General features: G+C 41.0%; 19 protein-coding genes. 3 read left to right on the top strand and 16 right to left on the bottom strand.

All coding sequences use genetic code 11. The features are described 5' to 3' along the window. Window positions 1-68 precede the first annotated feature (68 nt). Window positions 69-944 carry a hypothetical protein gene (locus ACJJVZ_RS06625; protein ID WP_182701938.1) on the bottom strand — a complete coding sequence of 292 codons (876 nt, stop codon included), beginning with the start codon at window positions 942-944 and terminating at the stop codon, window positions 69-71. Between the two features lie 157 nt (window positions 945-1,101). Here ACJJVZ_RS06625 and ACJJVZ_RS06620 point away from each other — a divergent pair, with 157 nt between their 5' ends. The 3 genes from ACJJVZ_RS06620 (at window position 1,102) to yjjG (ending at window position 3,306) form a co-directional block, all read left to right on the top strand. After that, a complete protein-coding gene (locus ACJJVZ_RS06620; protein ID WP_405599157.1) occupies window positions 1,102-2,001 on the top strand; it encodes a phosphoribulokinase in 900 nt (299 codons plus the stop codon). Between the two features lie 71 nt (window positions 2,002-2,072). After that, on the top strand, window positions 2,073-2,618 hold the full coding sequence (gene yjjX, locus ACJJVZ_RS06615; protein ID WP_405599154.1) for an inosine/xanthosine triphosphatase: 546 nt from the start codon (window positions 2,073-2,075) through the stop codon (window positions 2,616-2,618). Between the two features lie 13 nt (window positions 2,619-2,631). Continuing rightward, window positions 2,632-3,306 carry a pyrimidine 5'-nucleotidase gene (gene yjjG / locus ACJJVZ_RS06610; RefSeq protein WP_138584670.1) on the top strand — a complete coding sequence of 225 codons (675 nt, stop codon included), beginning with the start codon at window positions 2,632-2,634 and terminating at the stop codon, window positions 3,304-3,306. Window positions 3,307-3,386: 80 nt separating this feature from the next. On the opposite strand, the gene lpxC is transcribed toward yjjG, so the two are convergent. The 15 genes from lpxC to rsmH all read right to left on the bottom strand — a co-directional run bounded on the left by lpxC (window position 3,387) and on the right by rsmH (window position 20,643). After that, entirely contained in the window at window positions 3,387-4,298 is a 912-nt protein-coding gene (gene lpxC, locus ACJJVZ_RS06605; protein ID WP_138584671.1) for a UDP-3-O-acyl-N-acetylglucosamine deacetylase, read from the bottom strand. A 103-nt stretch (window positions 4,299-4,401) separates the two neighbouring features. Further along, window positions 4,402-5,652 (bottom strand): cell division protein FtsZ, encoded by a 1,251-nt coding sequence (gene ftsZ / locus ACJJVZ_RS06600; protein ID WP_138584672.1) that lies wholly within the window; start codon window positions 5,650-5,652, stop codon window positions 4,402-4,404. Between the two features lie 21 nt (window positions 5,653-5,673). Next, complete coding sequence (gene ftsA / locus ACJJVZ_RS06595) at window positions 5,674-6,906, bottom strand: cell division protein FtsA (protein ID WP_077535968.1); 1,233 nt, start codon at window positions 6,904-6,906, stop codon at window positions 5,674-5,676. Next, entirely contained in the window at window positions 6,903-7,682 is a 780-nt protein-coding gene (locus ACJJVZ_RS06590; RefSeq protein ID WP_077535969.1) for a cell division protein FtsQ/DivIB, read from the bottom strand. The genes ftsA and ACJJVZ_RS06590 overlap by 4 nt, the downstream gene beginning before the upstream one ends. Window position 7,683: 1 nt before the next feature. Continuing rightward, window positions 7,684-8,604, bottom strand: a complete 921-nt coding sequence (locus ACJJVZ_RS06585) for a D-alanine--D-alanine ligase (RefSeq protein ID WP_182701932.1) — start codon at window positions 8,602-8,604, stop codon at window positions 7,684-7,686. Then, window positions 8,601-10,052, bottom strand: coding sequence for a UDP-N-acetylmuramate--L-alanine ligase (gene murC, locus ACJJVZ_RS06580; protein WP_405599150.1), 1,452 nt, complete (start codon window positions 10,050-10,052; stop codon window positions 8,601-8,603). Before murC ends, ACJJVZ_RS06585 begins: the two co-directional genes overlap by 4 nt. Then, entirely contained in the window at window positions 10,053-11,129 is a 1,077-nt protein-coding gene (murG, locus tag ACJJVZ_RS06575) for an undecaprenyldiphospho-muramoylpentapeptide beta-N-acetylglucosaminyltransferase (RefSeq protein ID WP_193156304.1), read from the bottom strand. Next, window positions 11,126-12,301, bottom strand: coding sequence for a cell division protein FtsW (ftsW, locus tag ACJJVZ_RS06570; protein ID WP_077535973.1), 1,176 nt, complete (start codon window positions 12,299-12,301; stop codon window positions 11,126-11,128). The genes murG and ftsW overlap by 4 nt, the downstream gene beginning before the upstream one ends. Next, window positions 12,298-13,632: a UDP-N-acetylmuramoyl-L-alanine--D-glutamate ligase gene (murD, locus tag ACJJVZ_RS06565; protein ID WP_405599147.1), complete on the bottom strand. Its 1,335-nt coding sequence runs from the start codon at window positions 13,630-13,632 to the stop codon at window positions 12,298-12,300. The genes ftsW and murD overlap by 4 nt, the downstream gene beginning before the upstream one ends. After that, window positions 13,633-14,715 carry a phospho-N-acetylmuramoyl-pentapeptide-transferase gene (gene mraY, locus ACJJVZ_RS06560; RefSeq protein WP_077535975.1) on the bottom strand — a complete coding sequence of 361 codons (1,083 nt, stop codon included), beginning with the start codon at window positions 14,713-14,715 and terminating at the stop codon, window positions 13,633-13,635. Next, complete coding sequence (gene murF, locus ACJJVZ_RS06555; RefSeq protein ID WP_405599145.1) at window positions 14,715-16,097, bottom strand: UDP-N-acetylmuramoyl-tripeptide--D-alanyl-D-alanine ligase; 1,383 nt, start codon at window positions 16,095-16,097, stop codon at window positions 14,715-14,717. The genes mraY and murF overlap by 1 nt, the downstream gene beginning before the upstream one ends. After that, window positions 16,094-17,572, bottom strand: coding sequence for a UDP-N-acetylmuramoyl-L-alanyl-D-glutamate--2,6-diaminopimelate ligase (gene murE / locus ACJJVZ_RS06550; protein ID WP_405599143.1), 1,479 nt, complete (start codon window positions 17,570-17,572; stop codon window positions 16,094-16,096). Before murE ends, murF begins: the two co-directional genes overlap by 4 nt. Beyond that, window positions 17,565-19,382, bottom strand: a complete 1,818-nt coding sequence (locus ACJJVZ_RS06545; RefSeq protein ID WP_405599141.1) for a penicillin-binding transpeptidase domain-containing protein — start codon at window positions 19,380-19,382, stop codon at window positions 17,565-17,567. Before ACJJVZ_RS06545 ends, murE begins: the two co-directional genes overlap by 8 nt. After that, entirely contained in the window at window positions 19,379-19,708 is a 330-nt protein-coding gene (ftsL, locus tag ACJJVZ_RS06540; RefSeq protein ID WP_077535979.1) for a cell division protein FtsL, read from the bottom strand. Before ftsL ends, ACJJVZ_RS06545 begins: the two co-directional genes overlap by 4 nt. Continuing rightward, the gene (gene rsmH, locus ACJJVZ_RS06535) at window positions 19,705-20,643 is read right to left on the bottom strand and encodes a 16S rRNA (cytosine(1402)-N(4))-methyltransferase RsmH (RefSeq protein WP_405599137.1); all 939 of its coding nucleotides are present in this window, start codon (window positions 20,641-20,643) and stop codon (window positions 19,705-19,707) included. The genes ftsL and rsmH overlap by 4 nt, the downstream gene beginning before the upstream one ends. Window positions 20,644-20,660: the final 17 nt, after the last annotated feature.

Here is a 20,660-nt window from a genome sequence, read left to right as displayed (position 1 = left end):
GTCCCTATTAGTTAATTTACGCATTAGATTAACGCATACACAATAAAATCTGAATTTATTTGTCTGCTTTACTTCGTTATATCACATACAAAAGCGAGCTTTTCATTGTTATAACTCATTCTTGTTATATTCGTTTTACAGTAAGTGCTTAAATCAAGCCATTGCGATATTTCATTACTGCCATTAAGCTTGCGCTGATAAACACGGTTTTTAATAGCGTAAGCAATCGTTGCATCGTCTTTTAAAATAAAATCTTGAACTTGAGATGGTAACCTTAGTAAGTCTTCAACCTGTTTATTTTGAGGGTTAAAGCTAGCTAAAATGTGTTGTTCGTTTTTAGTGTAACTAAATAAAAATGTAGCCGTCGAGTTATTATAAATAAGCGTGCGGCCAATGTTGCTTGCAACAACCTGACCTTTAGCAGCCTCTACTGAAGTATATTGAAGTGTGTGGGGCTCACCTAAAATAAACATCACTAAATCATTCTTAATACCCCAAGCATGATAACCAACGGGCTCTATCCAATCAAAAATTCGTGTTGCGGGCCCCTCACTTAAAGCTGAATATTGCCAGAGTTTTTGCTTACCATCGGCTTCAACTACAATAGCTGATAAATTACTTTTATCTGGCATCAATGTTGGCGAATATTCGCTGACAGCTGACTTGGTGAGATTGCTAACCTGCTGAGTTGTTAAGTCATAGTAGGCAATATCAGTTTGGCTTTTATCACCAACTAATACCTCGTGAGTAAAATATAAACCTGTACTGGTTAAGTAAGGCTGATTGTTATAACTTGTTTTATCGCTCACTATCGTTACTTGCAAGCCATAAGGTGTATTTAAATCAGCAAGTAATATTTGGCTTTTTGGCATACTAGCGTGTGCTATACCTAGGCTCAGGACACTTACGCAAAAGAAGCCTAGTAATGGTTTAATAAGTTTCATGCTTTCTCTCGTTTTAATTTTAAGCACCTCATGATAACGTTATTCGCTGATGCCGTCACTTGGCCTGAGTCAGTCAACGCTTAAAATATCCAAACAACTTAAAATAGTGTTAAGTTTAGTCTGGTTATAAAATCGGGTCCTAAAAAAGAGAATTAACATGTCAGCTAAAAACCCTATTATTGCAATAACTGGTTCATCGGGTGCGGGTACAACCACCACAACCAATGCAATTAAACATATTTTTCGTAGCCTAAATATTCAAGCTGCTTTTATCGAAGGAGATAGCTTTCATCGTTACACTCGCCCTGAAATGGATAAAAAAGTGCGTGAAGCGCAACAAGAAGGCAAACACATTAGTTACTTTGGCCGAGAAGCGAATGACTTCAGCGCGCTAGAAGCATTATTTGGCAATTATGGCGAAACTGGACAAGGCAAATTGCGTCGCTATTTACACACATTTGATGAGGCTGTTCCCTACAATCAATTACCAGGTACGTTCACTCCTTGGCAAGATCTTGATCAAAACACTGATATTTTATTTTATGAAGGTTTACATGGTGGCGTTGTCGATCAGGATGTAGATGTAGCGAAACATGTCGACTTATTAATAGGCATGGTACCTATTATTAACCTTGAATGGATTCAAAAGCTAATCCGTGATACTTCTGAACGTGGCCATTCTCGCGAAGCGGTTATGGGGTCTATTGTGCGTAGCATGGATGACTATATTAATCACATTACTCCGCAATTCTCGCGTACGCATATAAACTTTCAGCGTGTACCAACAGTTGATACCTCAAACCCATTTAGCGCAAAAGATATTCCATCACTTGATGAAAGCTTTGTCGTTATTCGCTTTAGAGGAATTGATGATGTTGATTTTCCGTATTATTTACGCATGATCGAAGGCAGCTTTATGTCCCGTATCAATACACTTGTTGTGCCTGGTGGAAAAATGGGTTTAGCAATGGAGTTGGTACTTACCCCTCTCATTAAAGATATTATTTTAAAAAAGCGCGCATTAGAAAACTTAGCCCCACTTGATTTGCCTATTTGATTAGCCTTGCTACTCTTTTTTGTTAACGCTAACTCACGTACACTGCTGATTTTGTTTAAAGTGAGATCTGTATGTCACAACAATTAAAAATTATTGTTGGTTCTAAAAATCCTGTAAAAATAAATGCCGCTAAGCATATTTTTACTATGTATTTTCCCGCCCATACTATTAACTGTGAAGGTGTTAATGCTCCCTCAGGCGTTCCAGAACAGCCGATTGGCGAAGACGAAACACGTATTGGCGCACAAAATCGTGTTAATTATTGCAAAGAGCATCACCAAGCTCACTACTACGTGGCAATGGAAGGCGGTGCAGAGCAATTTAGCTATGGTGCAGCAACCTTTGCTTACGTAGTTATTGATAATGCCTTAAATCAAGTTGTAGGGCGCAGTAGCAACCTCCCCTTGCCTCAAGTGCTTTATAACGCATTACTTAAAGGCGAAGAACTTGGCGACGTAATGGACAAGGCATTTAATACTATCAACGTTAAACAAAAAGGGGGCGCTATTGGGTTACTTACAAACAACCACGCCACGCGTGAAAGCACCTATACACAAGCACTCACTTTAGCTATGGCGCCCTTTCTACATGTAGATCTCTACAGCCAAACAAATTAATTTAGGAAGTTGAATGAAATACAACTATGTATTGTTTGATGCAGACGAAACCTTATTTAGGTTTGATATTTTAGCGGGCATGACTCGCATGTTTAAAGCTTACAACGTAGATTTTAGCCAAGACGATTATATTCATTATCAAAAAACCAATAAGCAGCTGTGGGTTGATTATCAAAATGGCACTATTAGCGCAGATTACTTACAAATAACACGCTTTAATGAGTGGGCTTCAAAGCTTAATGTGCCCGCAAAAGAGCTAAACGATGCTTTTTTAGATGCTATGGCGCAAATTTGCGAGCCATTACCCGGTGCTATTGAACTTTTAAATAAACTTAAGCCAAATGCTCGATTAGGTATTATTACTAATGGATTTGCCCGCCTACAAACAGTACGCCTTGAGCATACTGGCTTAAAAGATATGTTTGAATGGTTAGTAATATCTGAACTTGTGGGTATAGCAAAACCAAATAAAGCTATTTTTGAGCACACATTTGAGCTAATGGGTAACCCAGATAAAAGCGAGGTACTTATGGTGGGTGATACTGCTGCAAGTGACATACTTGGCGGCAACAATGCAGGCATAGATACTTGCTGGTTGCAGCATCCTGGCGAGCAATTAGCCGACGGAATAAAGCCAACCTATACCGTAACTCATCTAAATCAGTTACAAGCTCTTTTAGAGTTATAATAGAGTGAATTTCACGCAAAAAAATGACGCTAATTAGCGTCATTTTTTATAACTGTTTGCGAACTGTACTTTTACTGTTTTTAGGCTGGAGCTAACTCAAGACCGGGTGCAGGCATCGTCACAGGCGTTTCAAATGTTGCCCACTCCCATGCTGACTCTGTAGCCATAATTTTACGAAGTAATTTATTATTTAAATCATGACCCGATTTAAATGCGGTTACTTTACCTAAAAGGTTATGACCTGTCATAAACATGTCACCAACACAGTCTAATATCTTGTGCTTAACAAACTCATCGCTATAACGTAAACCGTTAGGATTTAAAACTTTGAATTCATCAAGTACCACAGCACTATCCATACTACCACCTAGCGCTAGGTTGTTTGCATGCATGTATTCAATGTCTTTCATAAATCCAAAAGTACGCGCGCGACTGATTTCTTCAATAAAGCTTTGTGTTGTTATATCTAAACCAATACGTTGGCGACTTTCGTTGATAGCTGGATGGTTAAATGCAATTTCAAAGTCGATATGAAAACCATCATACGGCTCAACTTCAGCCCACTTACCATCTTCTTCAATACGTACTTTTTCTTTGATTCGAATAAAGCGTTTAGCCGTATTTTGCTCTTCAATACCACCTTTTTGTAACAAGTATATGAATGGTAATGCACTACCATCCATAATCGGCACTTCTGAGCTGTCTAATTCAACAATTAGATTATCAATCCCCATTGCAGCAACTGCTGCAATAAGATGCTCAGTAGTCGATAAGCGAACGCCATCTTTATTAATTAAACAGGTACATAATTGCGTATCACCAACGGCTTCAGGTGTTGTTTCAAAATCAACAACCGGATCAAGGTCTACACGGCGAAATACAATCCCAGTATTTGCGCTCGCAGGTCGGAGAGTTATTGTGACCTTCTCACCTTTATGAAGTCCAATTCCTATGGCTTTGACTACTTGTGCAATCGTACGCTGTTTAATCATAGGTTCGCTCACTTAAAATTAATTACATTCAGACGGCGGATTTTAACATAAATACGCCTAAAATCCAATTTTCGTTCAAATTACAAACGAAAGTACTATTTTATTAATCAGCTTGTTTACGTAAAAAAGCGGGGATATCAAAATAATCACTGCCTTCTGATTTATCCGCTTTTTTACTGTTTTGCGTTGAAGAACTCATATTGCTATTTGAGCTAGAAGAAGGCGCTTGTTCTTTGCTCTCAACTTTTGCATTAGCAGTACTACTTTCTTCAGTGCTTGTGCCTTGACTCGCAAAGCTTGGTACGTACATGCTGCTCGATTGGTTTGAAGAACTTGCAACATCAGAACCTGATGCTTTTTTAAAGCCGTTATCTACAATACCAAACTGCGGGCGACGATCGCCTCCTAAGCCAGTTGCAACAACTGTTACTCGTAATTCATCTGTCATTTCTGGGTCAATAACTGCACCAACAACAACCGTTGCGTTTTCTGACGCAAGCGCTTTAACGTGATTACCCACAATTTCAAATTCTTCAATCGCAATGTCCATACCGGCGGTAATATTAACCAAGATACCTTTAGCTCCGGTTAAATCAACGTCTTCTAGTAATGGGCTTGAAATAGCCGCTTCTGCTGCTTCTTGGGCACGATCAGGGCCTGATGCAGATGCAGTTCCCATCATAGCAGTACCCATTGCAGACATTACCGTTCTTACATCGGCGAAATCCACGTTAATTAAACCAGAACGTGTAATTAGCTCTGCAATACCTTGAACCGCGCCAAATAATACGTCATTTGCTTTAGCGAAGGCATCTAGAAGTGTAGTCCCTTTCCCTAAAACTTTAAGTAATTTATTGTTCGGAATTGTAATAAGCGAATCTACAATTTCTGACAATTCATTAATACCTTGCTCAGCAGCTGCTGCACGCTTTTTGCCTTCAAAGTCAAAAGGACGTGTTACGACTGCAACAGTTAAAATACCTAGCTCTTTCGCTATTTTAGCAACTACCGGTGCTGCACCAGTACCTGTACCACCGCCCATACCCGCTGCAATAAAGACCATATCTGCGCCTTCAAGGCTAGCACGAATGGTATCAGCATCTTCTTCAGCCGATTGACGGCCTACATCAGGATTTGCGCCCGCACCCAGCCCAGAGGTTATTTGCGTGCCCAATTGTACTGTAATATCTGCAGATGAATTACGTAATGCTTGTGCATCCGTATTAGCCGCTATAAAGCGCACGCCTTCAATCTGTTGTTTTACCATGTGCTCAACAGCGTTACCGCCGCCACCGCCCACGCCAATTACCTTTATGACAGCTTCTTCGCTGTGTTGTTCCATTATATCAAACATGTTTACTCTCCGACTTGAGCATTAAAACTCGCCTTGAAACCATTTTGCAATGCGGTTCCACCAATTATTGTTATCCTCTGCTTTCGACTTTTGTGCATTCATCGATTGCATGGTACGGCCGTATTGTAACAAACCAACAGCGGTTGCGTACGAAGGATCATCTACGTAGTCTGTCAAACCAACTATCCCGATTGGTTTGCCTATTCTTACTGGCATTTGGAAAATGTCTTCTGCCACTTCCATTGCGCCAGTCATTTTAGCAGTTCCGCCTGTTATAACTAGGCCTGCCGCAATTTGGTCTTCTAAACCCGAACGACGAATTTCTTCCATCGCCAATTCAAATAATTCTCTAAAACGAGGTTCAACAACCTCTGATAACGTATGACGCGACATCAATCTTGCTGGTCGTCCGCCCACACTTGGTACTTCAATTGTGTCTTCGCTACTTGCCATTTGGCTACTTGCACATGCATATTGTACTTTGAGTGACTCTGCATGTGATATAGGTGTACGAAATATTTTTGCAATATCACCCGTCACTTGATTACCGGCGACAGGAATAACCGCTGAATGACGCAGCGCGCCATTAATATAAATAGTGATATCCATTGTACCACCGCCAATATCAAGTACAGCAACACCGAGCTCTTTTTCATCGGGTGTCAGCACTGAATAACACGATGCTAATGCTGTAAAAATAAGTTGATCGACTTCAAGGCCACAACGGTGTACGCATTTTTCAATGTTTTTAGCCATATCGTTTGAACACGTAATAATATGTGCTCGTGCTTCCATTCGAACGCCACTCATGCCCAATGGGTTTTTAATACCCTCTTGCATGTCAATACTGTACTCTTGCGGCAGAGCATGCAGCATTTTACGTTCAGCCGAAATAGGTACGGAACGCGCGATATGAATAACATTTTCAATGTCTTCATCCGTCACTTCGGTATTGTTAATAGCCACTACGCCGCTTTCGTTTTGGCATTGAATATGTTTACCAGAGATACCCAAGTACACAGAGCTGATACGACAATCAGCCATTAATTCAGCTTCGTCTATAGCTCGGCGAATAGACTCAGACACTAAGTTTAAATCGTTAACACCGCCTTTATCCATACCATGAGATACTTGGCTGCCCACACCAACAATGCTGAGCTTGTTATCTGCGGTGATTTCACCTACCGTAGCAACCACTTTCGAGGTGCCAACGTCTAATCCTATTACTAGGTTTCTTTCTGCTGACTTAGTCATGCCTTACTCTTATTTTGTAATTGTTCTTCTTGCACTGGCTTATAACTCACTGCAAGGCCGGTATCATACCGTAAATCGATTGTGTCTATTTGTGCATCTTCACGTTGTTTCATTCGCGGGTAAACATCTATAAACCGCTGTACACGTTTAGCTTTATCTTTGCGCCCTAAATTTAAACGCACCCCGTTATCTAACCATAACTGCCACGAAAAACGCTCCGATAACGCTAAACTTTTTAATGTTAAAGAGTTAACTCTAAGCATCTCATCAAGTTGTTTAAAGGCAACCCATGCTTCTTGTTCGCTACCCTCTGGTCCAAACAACTGCGGTAAATCGGCACTTATTTTATCACTGCTAGCTTGAAAAGCTTCACCACTTTGATTCAGTAATAAATCACTGTTCCAGTGCGCGACGACTTCATGTTCCACTACATAGACTTGTATTGTATCGGGCCATTGTTTTCGTACCGATACAGTAGCTACCCAAGGTAAATCTTGCACAAGTTGTTGCACATGCTTTACATCGAGTTCAAAAAAGCTACTTAAATCCGCTTTTTTTATTGCTTTTATAATCGCGGTTTCATCGGTGTACTTTGGATGTCCTTGCACAGTTAACTGCTTAATTTGGGCATCTTTATTTTCAACTAGCCAATCTGAAATACCAGTGGTTAGTTGCACTAAACCAATCACTACAACTAGAAAAAAGCTTACTCCAAAAATTAGCGACCAATTTAGTTGCTGTTTGATTTTTAGTGCTTTTTCTAAAAGGGGATGCATATTAAAGCGTTTGCTCCAAAATGCGAACAACTAATTGCTCAAAACTTGCCCCATTTGCTTTTGCTGCCATTGGTACTAGCGATTTTTCGGTCATACCTGGGACTGTATTTACCTCTAGTAGGTAAAAATGCCCTTGCTCGTCTTGCATTGCATCAACACGACCCCACCCACTTGCACCCACTAAATCAAACGCATCTAACGATATAGCTTGTAAGTACTTAGTATCTTGCTCTGATAAATCTGCAGGGCAATGATACTGCGTTGAACTTGACTGATACTTAGCTTGGTAATCATAAAACCCGTTCGGGGTCGTCATTTCAATTACTGGCTGTACTTCATCACCCAATATCGTCACGGTGAACTCGCGTCCAGTAATCCATTGCTCGACAAGCACTTGGCTATCAAATTTAAATGCATTTGCCAGCGCTTTTTCAAGCTCTTGTACTGTACTTGCTTGTGCCATACCGATGCTTGAGCCCTCATGCGATGGCTTAACCATTACCTTTTTAAATTTATTCATTATTGAAGATGCATCGAAGCCTTTTTTAGCATCAACAACGGTATAAGGTGCCGTACTTAATCCGGCCGACTTAAATAAATGCTTACAGCGCACTTTATCCATAGCAAGTGCTGAACCGAGTACATTACTCCCCGTGTAAGGCAAGTTCATAAATTCAAGCGCACCTTGCACAGTACCGTCTTCACCACCTCGACCATGTAGCGCAATAAAAACACGTTCTATGTTTAGTTCTTTTAACTCCCATAATGAACGAGTTTGCGGATCAAATGCAATTGCATCAACACCACTGTTTTGCAGTGCATTTAAAACGGCTTGACCAGATTTTAATGACACTTCACGCTCTGCTGAGTTTCCACCTAGCAATACCGCTACTTTACCAAACTGTGCATTTACCTGAGTCATACTTCACCTTGTTTAAGTTTTTCTATCGACATGCCCGTTGCAGCTAAGGTTTTTACTAATTGCCCTATATTACCTGCACCTTGGGTTAATACTAAATCGTTATTTTGTAAGCACTCGGCCAGCATACCAGCAAGCTCTCCACTTGAAGCTACATGCAATGGCTCTTTACCACGTTGGCGTAAGCTGCGGCATAAGCTTTTACTATCGGCACCTAAAATGGGTTCCTCACCGGCGCTATACACGTCAAGCAGTAATAGTTGATCGACGTCAGCAAGCACTTTAACAAAATCTTCGTACAAGTCGCGTGTACGGGTAAAGCGATGTGGTTGATAAACCATGACTAAGCGTTTATCTGGCCAGCCTTCACGTGCAGCTGCAATTGTGGCAGCAACTTCTGATGGGTGGTGTCCGTAATCATCAACGAGCATCACACTACCGCGTTCATTTTCAAATTCACCATAGTGTTGAAAACGTCGACCAATCCCTTCAAATTTTTGTAGGGCTTCTAAAATTGCGTGATTCGCAATATTTTGATCTTTTGCTACAGCAATTGCTGCGGTGGCATTAAGTGCATTATGCTTACCTGGCATGTTTAACTTTACCGTTAAGCTCTCACCTTGCTTATTAGTCACGGTAAACTCACAAGTATTAGCCGATTGGCTAAAATTGCCCATCCGATAATCTGCATCACTTGATTCGCCATACGTAATAACAGGGCGGCCAAAACGCGGGATGAGCTCAGCAGCTACTTCCGAATCAATACACACAACAGCTAAGCCATAGAACGGTAAATTATGAATAAAATCCACATACGTGTCTTTCATTTTTTCAAGGCTACCGCCATACGTTTCCATGTGATCTTCTTCAATATTAGTGATCACTGAAACCATAGGTTGTAAATGTAAAAACGATGCATCACTTTCATCTGCTTCTGCTATTAAAAAATCGCTTTTACCTACTTTCGCGTTACTTCCGGCGCTATTGAGTAAACCACCAATAATAAACGTTGGATCTAGCCCTGCTTGCCCGTAAATACTCGCAATTAAGCTCGTTGTGGTCGTTTTCCCATGCGTTCCCGCAATCGCTATACCGTGGCGAAAACGCATTAACTCAGCTAACATTTCTGCACGGCGCACAACCGGAACTCTTGCTGCTTTTGCTGCAATTATTTCAGGGTTTGTTTCGTCAATTGCACTTGAAACGACCACTACGTTGGCATCTTTTACGTTGTTTTCGTGATGCCCAATAAAGACTTCCGCGCCCGCTTTAATTAAACGGTCTGTCATTGCACTATGCGCAATATCTGAGCCTGTAATACGGTAACCTTCAAAAGCGAGTACTTCAGCAATACCGCCCATACCCGCACCACCAATACCGATAAAGTGTATTGTTTCAATTCGACGCATTGCAGGTCGTGTGTGTTTTTCTTGTAATGATGTTTCTTTCACTTACACTCTCTTATTTGTTGCTTGCTCACAGTGCATTGCAACGCATTCTGTGGCATCTAAAATGGCTTGTTTATGAGCATTTGCTGCCATTTGTTTAATTAATATTGGCTTGGCTAAATAGGGGCTTAAAAGTTCAACTATTGATTGCTTGTTAAACTGCCCTTGTGGCATTAACAATGCCCCATTTGCCATAACTAAGTATTGCGCATTCGCGGTTTGATGGTCGTCTACGGCATGTGGAAACGGAACAAAAACAGCCATTTTCCCTGCGGCTGCAATTTCGCTAACAGTTAATGCGCCCGCTCGGCAAATAACAATATCAGCCCAAGCATACGCTGCATCCATATCATCAATAAACTCAGCTATCTTTATTTTATTATCATCAAAAGTATGTAATTTATAAGCGTCTTCTACACTACCTAGATGCCCTTTCCCCGTTTGGTGCCATACACTTATTGCGGTGGCATTACTCAACATTTTAAATGCTTCAGGCAATGTTTGATTGAGCACTTGTGCACCAAGCGAACCACCTACTACTAAAATATTGATAGGGCTTGATATTTCGCGCTTAGGTATGTCAATAACGCTTTGACGTACCGGATTACCAACAAGCTCAGCAGTACCATGCGCAAAAGCACTTGGAAAAGCAGCTAATACACGATCTGCAAATTTAGCGAGCCATTTATTACTCATTCCTGCAACAGCATTTTGTTCATGGATCACCAATGGGATACCTAAACTTTTAGCAGCAATTCCCGTTGGACCCGTCACATACCCACCCATAGCGAGTACGACATCAGGACGCTGCTTTTTTAAAACGTTACGCGCTTGCAGTATTGCGTTAAGCACCATAAATGGGGCTTTTATAAGGCGTTTTAACCCATTACCACGCACGCCTTTTACATTAATAAAGTCAATGTCTATATTATGCTTTGGTACAACATGCGCTTCCATTCTATCTGGTGTGCCTATCCAGCTAACTTGCCAACCTTGCTGCTTTAAATAGTCAGCTACCGCAATGCCAGGAAAAATATGACCGCCCGTTCCACCAGCCACTACTACTAATCGTTTGCTCATCGCTTACCTCCGCGTGAGGTGGCTTGCTTGGTTGCCATCTTAGTTTCAAAATCTACGCGTAATAAAATACCCGTGGCTATCGTCATTATTAATAAACTTGAACCACCATAAGAAATAAACGGCAGTGTTAAGCCTTTTGTTGGTAAAATACCAGCACTCGCGCCTACATTAACCATGGTTTGAAATGCAAACCAAATACCAATAGCAAACGAAAAGTAACCTTCATATTCTTTACCGCATCTTAGTGCTTGCTGGCCAATTAATAAGGCTCTAAATACTAAGGTACCGAGTACCATTAAAATACTTACAACGCCTAATAAACCAAGTTCTTCGCCTATTACAGCAAAAATAAAGTCATTGTGTGCTTCTGGTAAATATTGCAGTTTTTGTACGCTATTACCTAGCCCTTGACCAAACCAACCGCCTTGGCTATAAGCCATTAGTGACTGCACTAATTGATAACCTTTGCCAAACGGATCATCCCAAGGATCTAAAAAACCAACAACTCGAGCCATACGATATGGTTCAACAATAATCAGTAAAACTACGAGACCAATCCCAGTTAAAATCAATACAAAAAATTGCCATAACTTCGCACCGGCTAAAAACAACAAACCAACGGTTGTTACAAACATTACCACTACGGTGCCCAAATCTGGTTGCAGTAAAATAAGCAGCGCATATACAGCAAATACAGCAATGGGCTTTGCAAAGCCTTTTATATTTTCTTGTACTTCTTCGCGCTTTCTTACTAAATAGCCTGCTATATAACTAAAGAAATATAATTTAGCAGCCTCTGCGACCTGAAAGCCTACGGGACCAATGGGTATCCATCTTTTTGCACCGTTTACTTCACGTCCAATTATCAATACAGCAATTAATAACACCATGCCCAGTATCAACAGATAAGGATTTGAACGTTTCCACCAATCCATTGGTACGCAAACAGTTATCCAAAAAAGTACAAGGGCCATCGCTAAAAACATGCTGTGGCGAATAGTTATATGGTAGGGGTCGTTAAATAATCGCTCTGCGGTAGGCATTGACGCACTAGTAACCATTATAAAACCAACACCAATAAGCATTATTACACAGTATAATAGCGGCACGTCGTATAACTGCCCTGAAGGCTTGGGCGTTAATGCGTCTTTTATATCAGCAAAAGCAATCATATTTGATCTGCTAGAACGCACTGAACAAAGTCATCACCACGCTGCATATAATTGTTATACATATCTATACTGGCGCACGCAGGTGCTAATAAAACAATATTGCCTGCGCTACTAAGTACTTTGGCCAAAGCAACGGCTTCTTCCATATTGTTTGTTAAATAGCTCTTATTGGTAATCACAGCTAAGTCACTTGCATCTTTACCAAAACAAATTAATGCTTTTACATGCTGTTCTATGTAAGGTTTAAGCGCATTTAAATCAGCGCCTTTGGCATCGCCACCAGCAATAACAATAAGATTCTCACCGTCACTAGCTAAACTGTCTATTGCAGCTATAGTGGCTCCAACATTGGTCGCCTTTGAATCGTTAAAATACTTTACACCGTTAAGCTCAGCTACAAATTGGCAGCGATGAGCCAACCCATTGAATTGACCTAACGCGTTTTTATATTGCTTTTTGCTTACTTCAAAAGGACTTAAAAGCGCCATAACTGCTAGTGCATTTAAATAATTATGCTTACCTACCACAGCTAGCGTACTCACAGGTAAAAAGGCATCGCCTTTAAGCATAAAATGAGTTTCGTTATTGTACTGCGCTAAATAAAAATCACCTTGTTGAGCACCAAAGCTAATTTGGGGGGTTGTACTAGGCTCAACAGGATGTGTTTGACTATCGTCGGCATTGACTACAATAAGCTCTGCACAATTATAAATACTGCGTTTTGAATCTATATAAGCTTGATAGCTATCGTAACGATCTAGGTGATCCTCAGATACATTTAATACAGTTGCGCTTATAGGCTTTAAACTTTTGGTAGTATCTAGTTGAAAACTAGATAGCTCCAATACATACACATCAAACTTATCATCAAGTAAATCAAGCACCGCCGTGCCAATATTTCCACCTAATGCAACTTTATAGCCGGCTTCTTTTAGTACTTCATAGGCAAGTGTCACCACGGTTGATTTACCATTAGAGCCCGTTACTGCAACAACCGGTTTTGTGTTAATACGCGCAAATAACTCTACATCACCAATAACTTCAACGTCATTGCTAATTGCCAGAGCAATTGCCGGTATTTTCAAACTAAGGCCGGGGCTTACAATAATCATATTGCTTGAGCAAAGTGCTGCGTTATCTAAATCACCAAAGTGGGTAGTCAGTGCTGGTGCATACTCTTTAAGCCAATCAATTCCCGGTGGGTTTACTCTGCTATCAACTACTTTAGGTGTAATACCGTGAGATAATAAAAAACGCACAATGCCCAGACCGGTTATACCGAGTCCGAGCACTGTTATTTTTTTGTTTTTTATCTCGTTTAAATACTGCATTTATCGAATCTTTAATGTCGCAAGGCCAGCGAGTACTAGCACAATAGAAATAATCCAAAAGCGCACAATAACACGCGGCTCTGGCCAGCCTTTTAATTCATAATGATGATGAATTGGCGCCATTCTAAAGATCCGTTGCCCACGTAATTTATACGAGCCAACTTGTAATATTACCGACAACGCCTCCATAACAAACACACCACCCATAATAATAAGTAGTAACTCTTGACGAACTAACACTGCAATAATGCCCAAGGCACCACCTAGAGCTAATGAACCTACATCCCCCATAAACACTTGCGCTGGGTAAGTGTTAAACCACAAAAAGCCAAGCCCAGCCCCTACTATGGCGGTACATACAACAACAAGTTCACTCGCCAACGGCAAATGCGGGATATGTAAGTAAGCCGAAAAGTTAATATTACCCGTTAAATAAGCAATAATAGCCAACGCTGAAGCCACTAAAATAGTGGGCACAATGGCTAAGCCATCAAGTCCATCGGTAAGGTTTACCGCATTTGAGGTGCCTACCAAAGCAAAATAAGTAATCACAATATAAAATAAACCAAGTTGTGGCAGCACATCTTTAAAAAATGGCACAACAAGTGAAGTTTCTGATGCCTGTGTACTTGTAAAGTACAAGGCAGTCGCCACAACTAATGCAATGACCGATTGCCAAAAGTACTTCCACTTAGCAATTAGACCTTTTGGATCTTTACGAATAACTTTACGGTAATCATCAACAAAGCCAACAATACCTAACGAGCCAATTACAAACAGTGTGGCCCACACATATTTATTTGATAAATCAGCCCAAAGGAGTGTACTGGTAAAAATAGCCGCTAAAATAAGCAGGCCACCCATAGTCGGCGTACCCGACTTAGATAAATGCGATTGCGGACCATCGTCTCGAACTGTTTGACCTATTTGCATGCGTTGCAAACCACGAATTAACTTAGGCCCTAAATAAAGAGACATAGTTAGTGCCGTTAAAATACCTAAAATGGCGCGTAGCGTTAAATACGAAAAAACATGAAAACCACTAAAATACTGTGTTAAATACTCAGCCAGCCAAACTAACATTATGATACTCCATTGATGGCTTGTTGCTGGCCATTAACTAAATCGGTTACTAATAATTCCATGCGAGAACTGCGCGATCCTTTCACGACTATTGTTGTTTTTTCATTCACTTTATTAATACTTGTTTGAATGTGTTGAAGCATTTGCTCACGATTCGAAAAATGACGGTTAGGTAGCTCAAACACATCGCTCGCGCATTTACTCAATACCCCTAACGTAAATAACTCGTCGATGCCTTGTTGTTGAGCGTATTCACCGACTTCTTGGTGATACTTTCGTGCATCTTCGCCAAGTTCCCCCATATCCCCTAACGCTAAAATTCGGTGACCTTGCATGTCGCTTAATAAATCAATGGCTGCTTTTACCGACTTAACGTTAGCATTGTAAGTGTCATCCACTACAGTGAGTAAATCAGATACTTCAATTAAATTAACGCGCCCTTTTACATCATTCATTGTGGCAAGTGCATTGGCTATTTCTTCAAGGCTTACATTAAACTCGCTGGTAAGTGCTGCTGCAATAAGCGCATTACCCACATTGTGCTTACCTGGCAGTGCTAAAGTAACGGGTAGCTTTTTACTTTTAGTACAAAGCGTAAAGCTTGCACGCGCATTTTTATCAAGTGAAATGTCTTCTGCCCAAATATCGAGTTTTTTGATCGTTGATAAGCACTTAACATTTTTATTTTTGAGCTTGTCTAACCAGTACTGACTAAATTCACTATCGCAATTAACAATGGCAACCCCATTATCTTTGAGGCCATCAAAAATCTCACCTTTAGCTTTTGCAACGCCCATTAAGCTACCAAAGCCTTCTAAATGTGCTGCGGCAACATTACACACAACAGCCACATCAGGTTTTGTCATTGCCGTGGTATAGGCTATTTCGCCTAAGTGATTTGCGCCCAATTCAATAACTGCAAAGCGATGCTGTGGTTCTAAACGCAATAGCGTCAGTGGCACACCAATATCGTTGTTAAAATTACCTTTAGTGGCTAATACATCACCGTGAACCGACAAAATAGCGGCGCACATTTCTTTTACCGTGGTTTTACCCACACTGCCTGTAATCGCAATTGTTTTAGGTGCAACTTGCGCCATAACAGCAGTGCCAATGACGCCCAGTGCAATACGTGTATCACTCACTATAAATTGCGCAATATCTACATCAACTTTGTGCTGAACAATAACGCCAATAGCGCCCTTTTGTTTAGCCTCGGCTATAAATTTATGACCATCAAAATTTGGCCCCTTGAGTGCTAGAAACACTTCCCCTTCGCACACTGTGCGAGTATCGGTGTTTATGTTTAACACATTTAGATTATCACCTTGATAATCGGTTGTTAGCACATTAGCTAACCAATTAAAATCCATTGGGATCATTGTTTTATCCCTCTTACTGCTTTTTTTAGTTGTTCTTGTACATAGCGGCGATCGCAAAAATCGATGCGCTCATCGCCTATAATTTGATAGTCTTCGTGGCCCTTACCTGCAACCAATATTACCTCATCCGCTTTAGCATTATTTATTGCATAGCTGATGGCTGTTGCTCTATCGGCCTCTAAATGCGCCTTTCTTGGGTCCGTTAAGCCTGCTGCCACATCGGCAATAATTGCATTGGGATCTTCTGAGCGAGGGTTATCACTGGTAATAATAACTTTATCCGCGTTTTGCTCTGCGGCTTGCGCCATGAGTGCTCGTTTACCTTTATCTCTATCACCACCACAGCCAAATACACAACTCACACCACCTGGGACATGCTGCTGTAATGCTTGTAAAGCAAGCGCAAGCGCATCCGGTGTGTGTGCGTAATCAACCACACACGTTGGCATACCAGCTTGACTAAATGCTTGCATTCGACCCGCCACTGGTTGTAATTGCGCACAACCTACAATTAACTGTTCAAGCGGATAGCCTAACCCTAATAGGGTCGCAAGCGCTGCCGTTAAGTTATATAAGTTGAATTCGCCAAACAGCGGTGATTTAATTGATATATCACCCCAGCTAGTCGATAACTGCGCCGAAATACCGTCACTTGAATATTCAACATCAGAAAAATAAACGTACTGAGCATTTTTTGGGATTAAGTTTTTACGGCCATAACAAATAAGATTATTAAAATCGTATTTTTCAAGCCATTGCTCAGCTTGAGAATCATCTTGATTAAGCACTACAACCTGAGGTTCAAAATCACGAAATAGCATTAATTTCGCATCACCATAACTTGCCATATCACCATGGTAATCTAAGTGATCCCGCGAGAGGTTCGTAAACACAGCCGCTTTAAAATAACACTGTGCAACCCGCTGCTGTACAAGCCCATGAGACGATACTTCCATTGCCACCAGCTTTTTATGCTGCAACGTTAAGTCGCTCAAAATATGTTGTAAATCTACGGAAGATGGCGTGGTATTTATCAGTGGAATTAAGTTATCAGGATGACCATAACCTAAAGTGCCTATAATAGCGGACTCAGTACTACAAAATTGCGCTAAGTGGGCAATCATTGCTGTGGTGGTCGATTTACCATTTGTACCTGTTACACCTATCAAATCAAGTGATTGACTAGGTTGTTCATAAAAACGGCTTGCTAGTTCTGGAAGTTTTTTATCAAGCTCCGACACCAAATACAGTGGTTCAAAGCCTATTTCAAATTCACATAATCTGTCAGCAATAATAGCTGTTGCGCCATTTTCAATTGCTTTAGCAATAAATTGTCCGCCATCAAGTGAATGGCCTTTAATAGCAACAAATACATCACCTGCCGTTACCTCACGACTATCAATGCGTAAGTGTTTTACCAACTGCGAAGGCGCATCAATATCTATGTATTTTAAAATTTCCTTTAAATCACGCATCGTTATCTTTACCTTTTACGTACGCAACCTCGTCCTTGTCTGGTGCAACGTTCAATATTCTTAATGCGTTAGAGATGATTTCTGCAAATGCAGGGCCAGCAATAGCACCTCCATAGTACACATCACCACCTGGTTCATTAATCATAACTACCACAGCCAAACGCGGATCACTTGCAGGTGCAATACCAGCAAAATAACCTACATATTCATCACCATACCCACCTGCAACGGCTTTTTTAGAAGTCCCCGTTTTGCCAGCGGCACGGTAACCATCAACCTTAATTTTGTGCGCAGTACCACCTTCTTCAAACACACTTTCCATCATGCTAACGACGGCTTCTACGTCTTTTTGCTTAAAAACACGATCACCTTCTGGAATATTATCTTGCTTTAAAATCGTCAATGGCCGATTAACGCCACCAGCACCCAACATGGTATAAAAACGCGCCATTTGAGCAGTACTTACTGAAATGGCATAGCCAAACGATAAAGTGGCAATCTCGAAATCTGACCAACGACGATTTGGATAAAATAAACCACTGCTTTCACCTACCATGCCAGTACCAGTATCACTACCAAATCCTACTTTTTCATATAAACCCACGAGGTAATCTTTAGGCACTAATTGCGTGATTTTAGCCACTCCCATATTTGAAGAGTATTTTAAAATCTCACGTAATGTCATTTCGCCATGGTTGCGAGTATCTTTAACTAAACTCCCTCCCAAACGCATCCAACCCGGATACGTATTAACTTTATCATCAGCCTGAATTGCGCCGTAGTCTAGCCCAGCCAAAATGGCTAGAGGCTTAACGGTTGAGCCTGGTTCAAACAAATCGGTAATTGCGCGGTTGCGGCGTTTATGTGGAGCAGCGTCAGTTAAATTATTTGGGTTAAATGAGGGACTATTTACCATTGCCAGTACTTCACCGGTTTTGACATCAACTACCATCGCTGAGCCCGACGTTGCTTTATAAGTTAATACCGCTGATTTTACTGCTTTATAAGCAATACCTTGAATACGTTGATCAATACTAAGCGCAATGCTATCTGGCTCTACGCGTTCGCGTTCATCCAATACTTCAACTTCGCGCCCCTGTGCATCTTTACGAATAGTACGGCGGCCTTCTTCACCTGTTAATGCGTTTTCGTAAAGTTTTTCAATGCCTTCAATCCCTTTCCCGTCAATATTGGTAAAACCAATAACATGCGCGCTAACCTCTCCCGCAGGATAATAACGTTTAGATTCATCTAATAAATGAATGCCAGCAAGGCGTAAATCGCCAATGTAATTAGCGACGGCAGGAGTAACTTGGCGCTTGAGGTAAACAAATCGACGAGTCGGATCATCTAAAAGTCGTGTGTTTATTTTTTTTGGGTCAATACGTAAAACATCAGCGAGTTCACGCCAACGCATATCGTTTTTGTAATATAGTGCGGTGCGCTTATTAAGCTCTGCGGTATTATCTATTAGTGATTGTTGATCTTCACCACTTTTACGCGCTTGTTTAACAACTTTAGCGACGAGTGATTTATGAAGTGCCTTAGGATCAGCATAAACACTAACTACCGGTACGCTTACAGCGAGTTCTTTGCCATTGCGGTCAAAAATCATTCCGCGCTGCACATGTAGTTTTTCAACACGTACGGTGCGTTTGTCACTTTCAGAACGCGCTTTATCAGGTTCAATGACTTGTAAATAAGCAGCGCGAGATACCAAGGTTACAAACACCATAAACACAACAGCGCACACTAGCATGAAACGCCATGTAATTAAGTTATTTGCTGGTTTTTTCCCTCGCGTTCTCATTGTAATATTATTACCTGTTCGTCTTGGCTTGTCGGCCGTTTCATTTTTAACTGCGATATAGCAACTTCTTCAATACGCGCATGCTGCGAATAAAACTCTTCTTCAACCAGTAAGTAACGCCACTCCAAGTCAAGCTCATCACGCTCTTGCAATAGCATATCTTGTTTAATTAGCTCACCACGTGAAAGGTGGGTTATTTGTACAACAGTAAAACAAGAAGCGAATATCACAACCAACAAAGCCGAGGTAAGCGCATTCGCTCCTAGACCTTTAACTATTTCAAAAAATAAGTTGGGTGGTTGACGATGATTCGCTTTTTTACTCATCCCAATCTCTGTGCAATCCTAAGTACTGAACTACGAGAGCGTGGATTTCGCTGAACTTCTGCAGCACTTGGTTTAATAGCTTTACCCACTGCTTTTAACGTCAGATTTTTATTTATTTGAGCGTCAGTTAAAGGCAGACCTCTGGGTAATGCTTCTCCCCTACTCTGTTTTCTAATAAACTGTTTAACAATACGGTCTTCTAATGAATGAAACGAAATAACCACTAAACGCCCACCAGGCTTAAGCACGTTAACAGCAGACTGCAGCGCAGTTTGAATTTCTTCTAGTTCGCTATTTATGTAAATACGAATTGCTTGAAAAGTACGGGTCGCGGGGTGCTTAAACTTATCTTTTACCGGCACTGCTTCATCAACTAAATCAGCAAGCTGCTTAGTTGTAGTAATTGGCGTGTGCTCTCTGATCTCAAGAATTTTATGAGCAATACGTTTACCAAACTTTTCCTCACCCAGTTTTTTAATTACATGGGTAATATCATCTAATTCAGCCTCAGCTAACCACTGTGCTGCACTTCGCCCAGTTGTTGGGTCCATTCGCATATCAAGCGGGCCGTCTTTCATAAAACTAAAACCACGCTCAGCGTCATCAAGTTGTGGTGACGACACACCTATATCCAATAAAATGCCATCGACTTTACCAATGAGATCGTTTTGCTCTGCTACTTCGTAAAGTTTAGAGAAGCGACTATGAGCAATTGCAAAACGAGAGTCATCTGCAAACTTTTCAGCAGACTGTATTGCTTGTGGATCTTGATCGATTGCTTGCAAACGACCTTCATCACCAAGGCGAGCTAATATTTGCCCTGAATGACCGCCACGTCCAAATGTGCCATCCATGTATATACCGTCTGGCTTAATTGCAAGGGCATCGATAGTCTCATCCATCAAAACGGATACATGTTCAAATTGCGCTGTCATTAGCTATTGTTTGCCTT

This window comes from Pseudoalteromonas sp. Ld19 (assembly GCF_045064135.1).
Lineage (GTDB): Bacteria > Pseudomonadota > Gammaproteobacteria > Enterobacterales > Alteromonadaceae > Pseudoalteromonas > Pseudoalteromonas aliena.
Note: the sequence above shows the minus strand (reverse complement) of the source record. Positions and strands in the feature narration are given on the sequence as shown.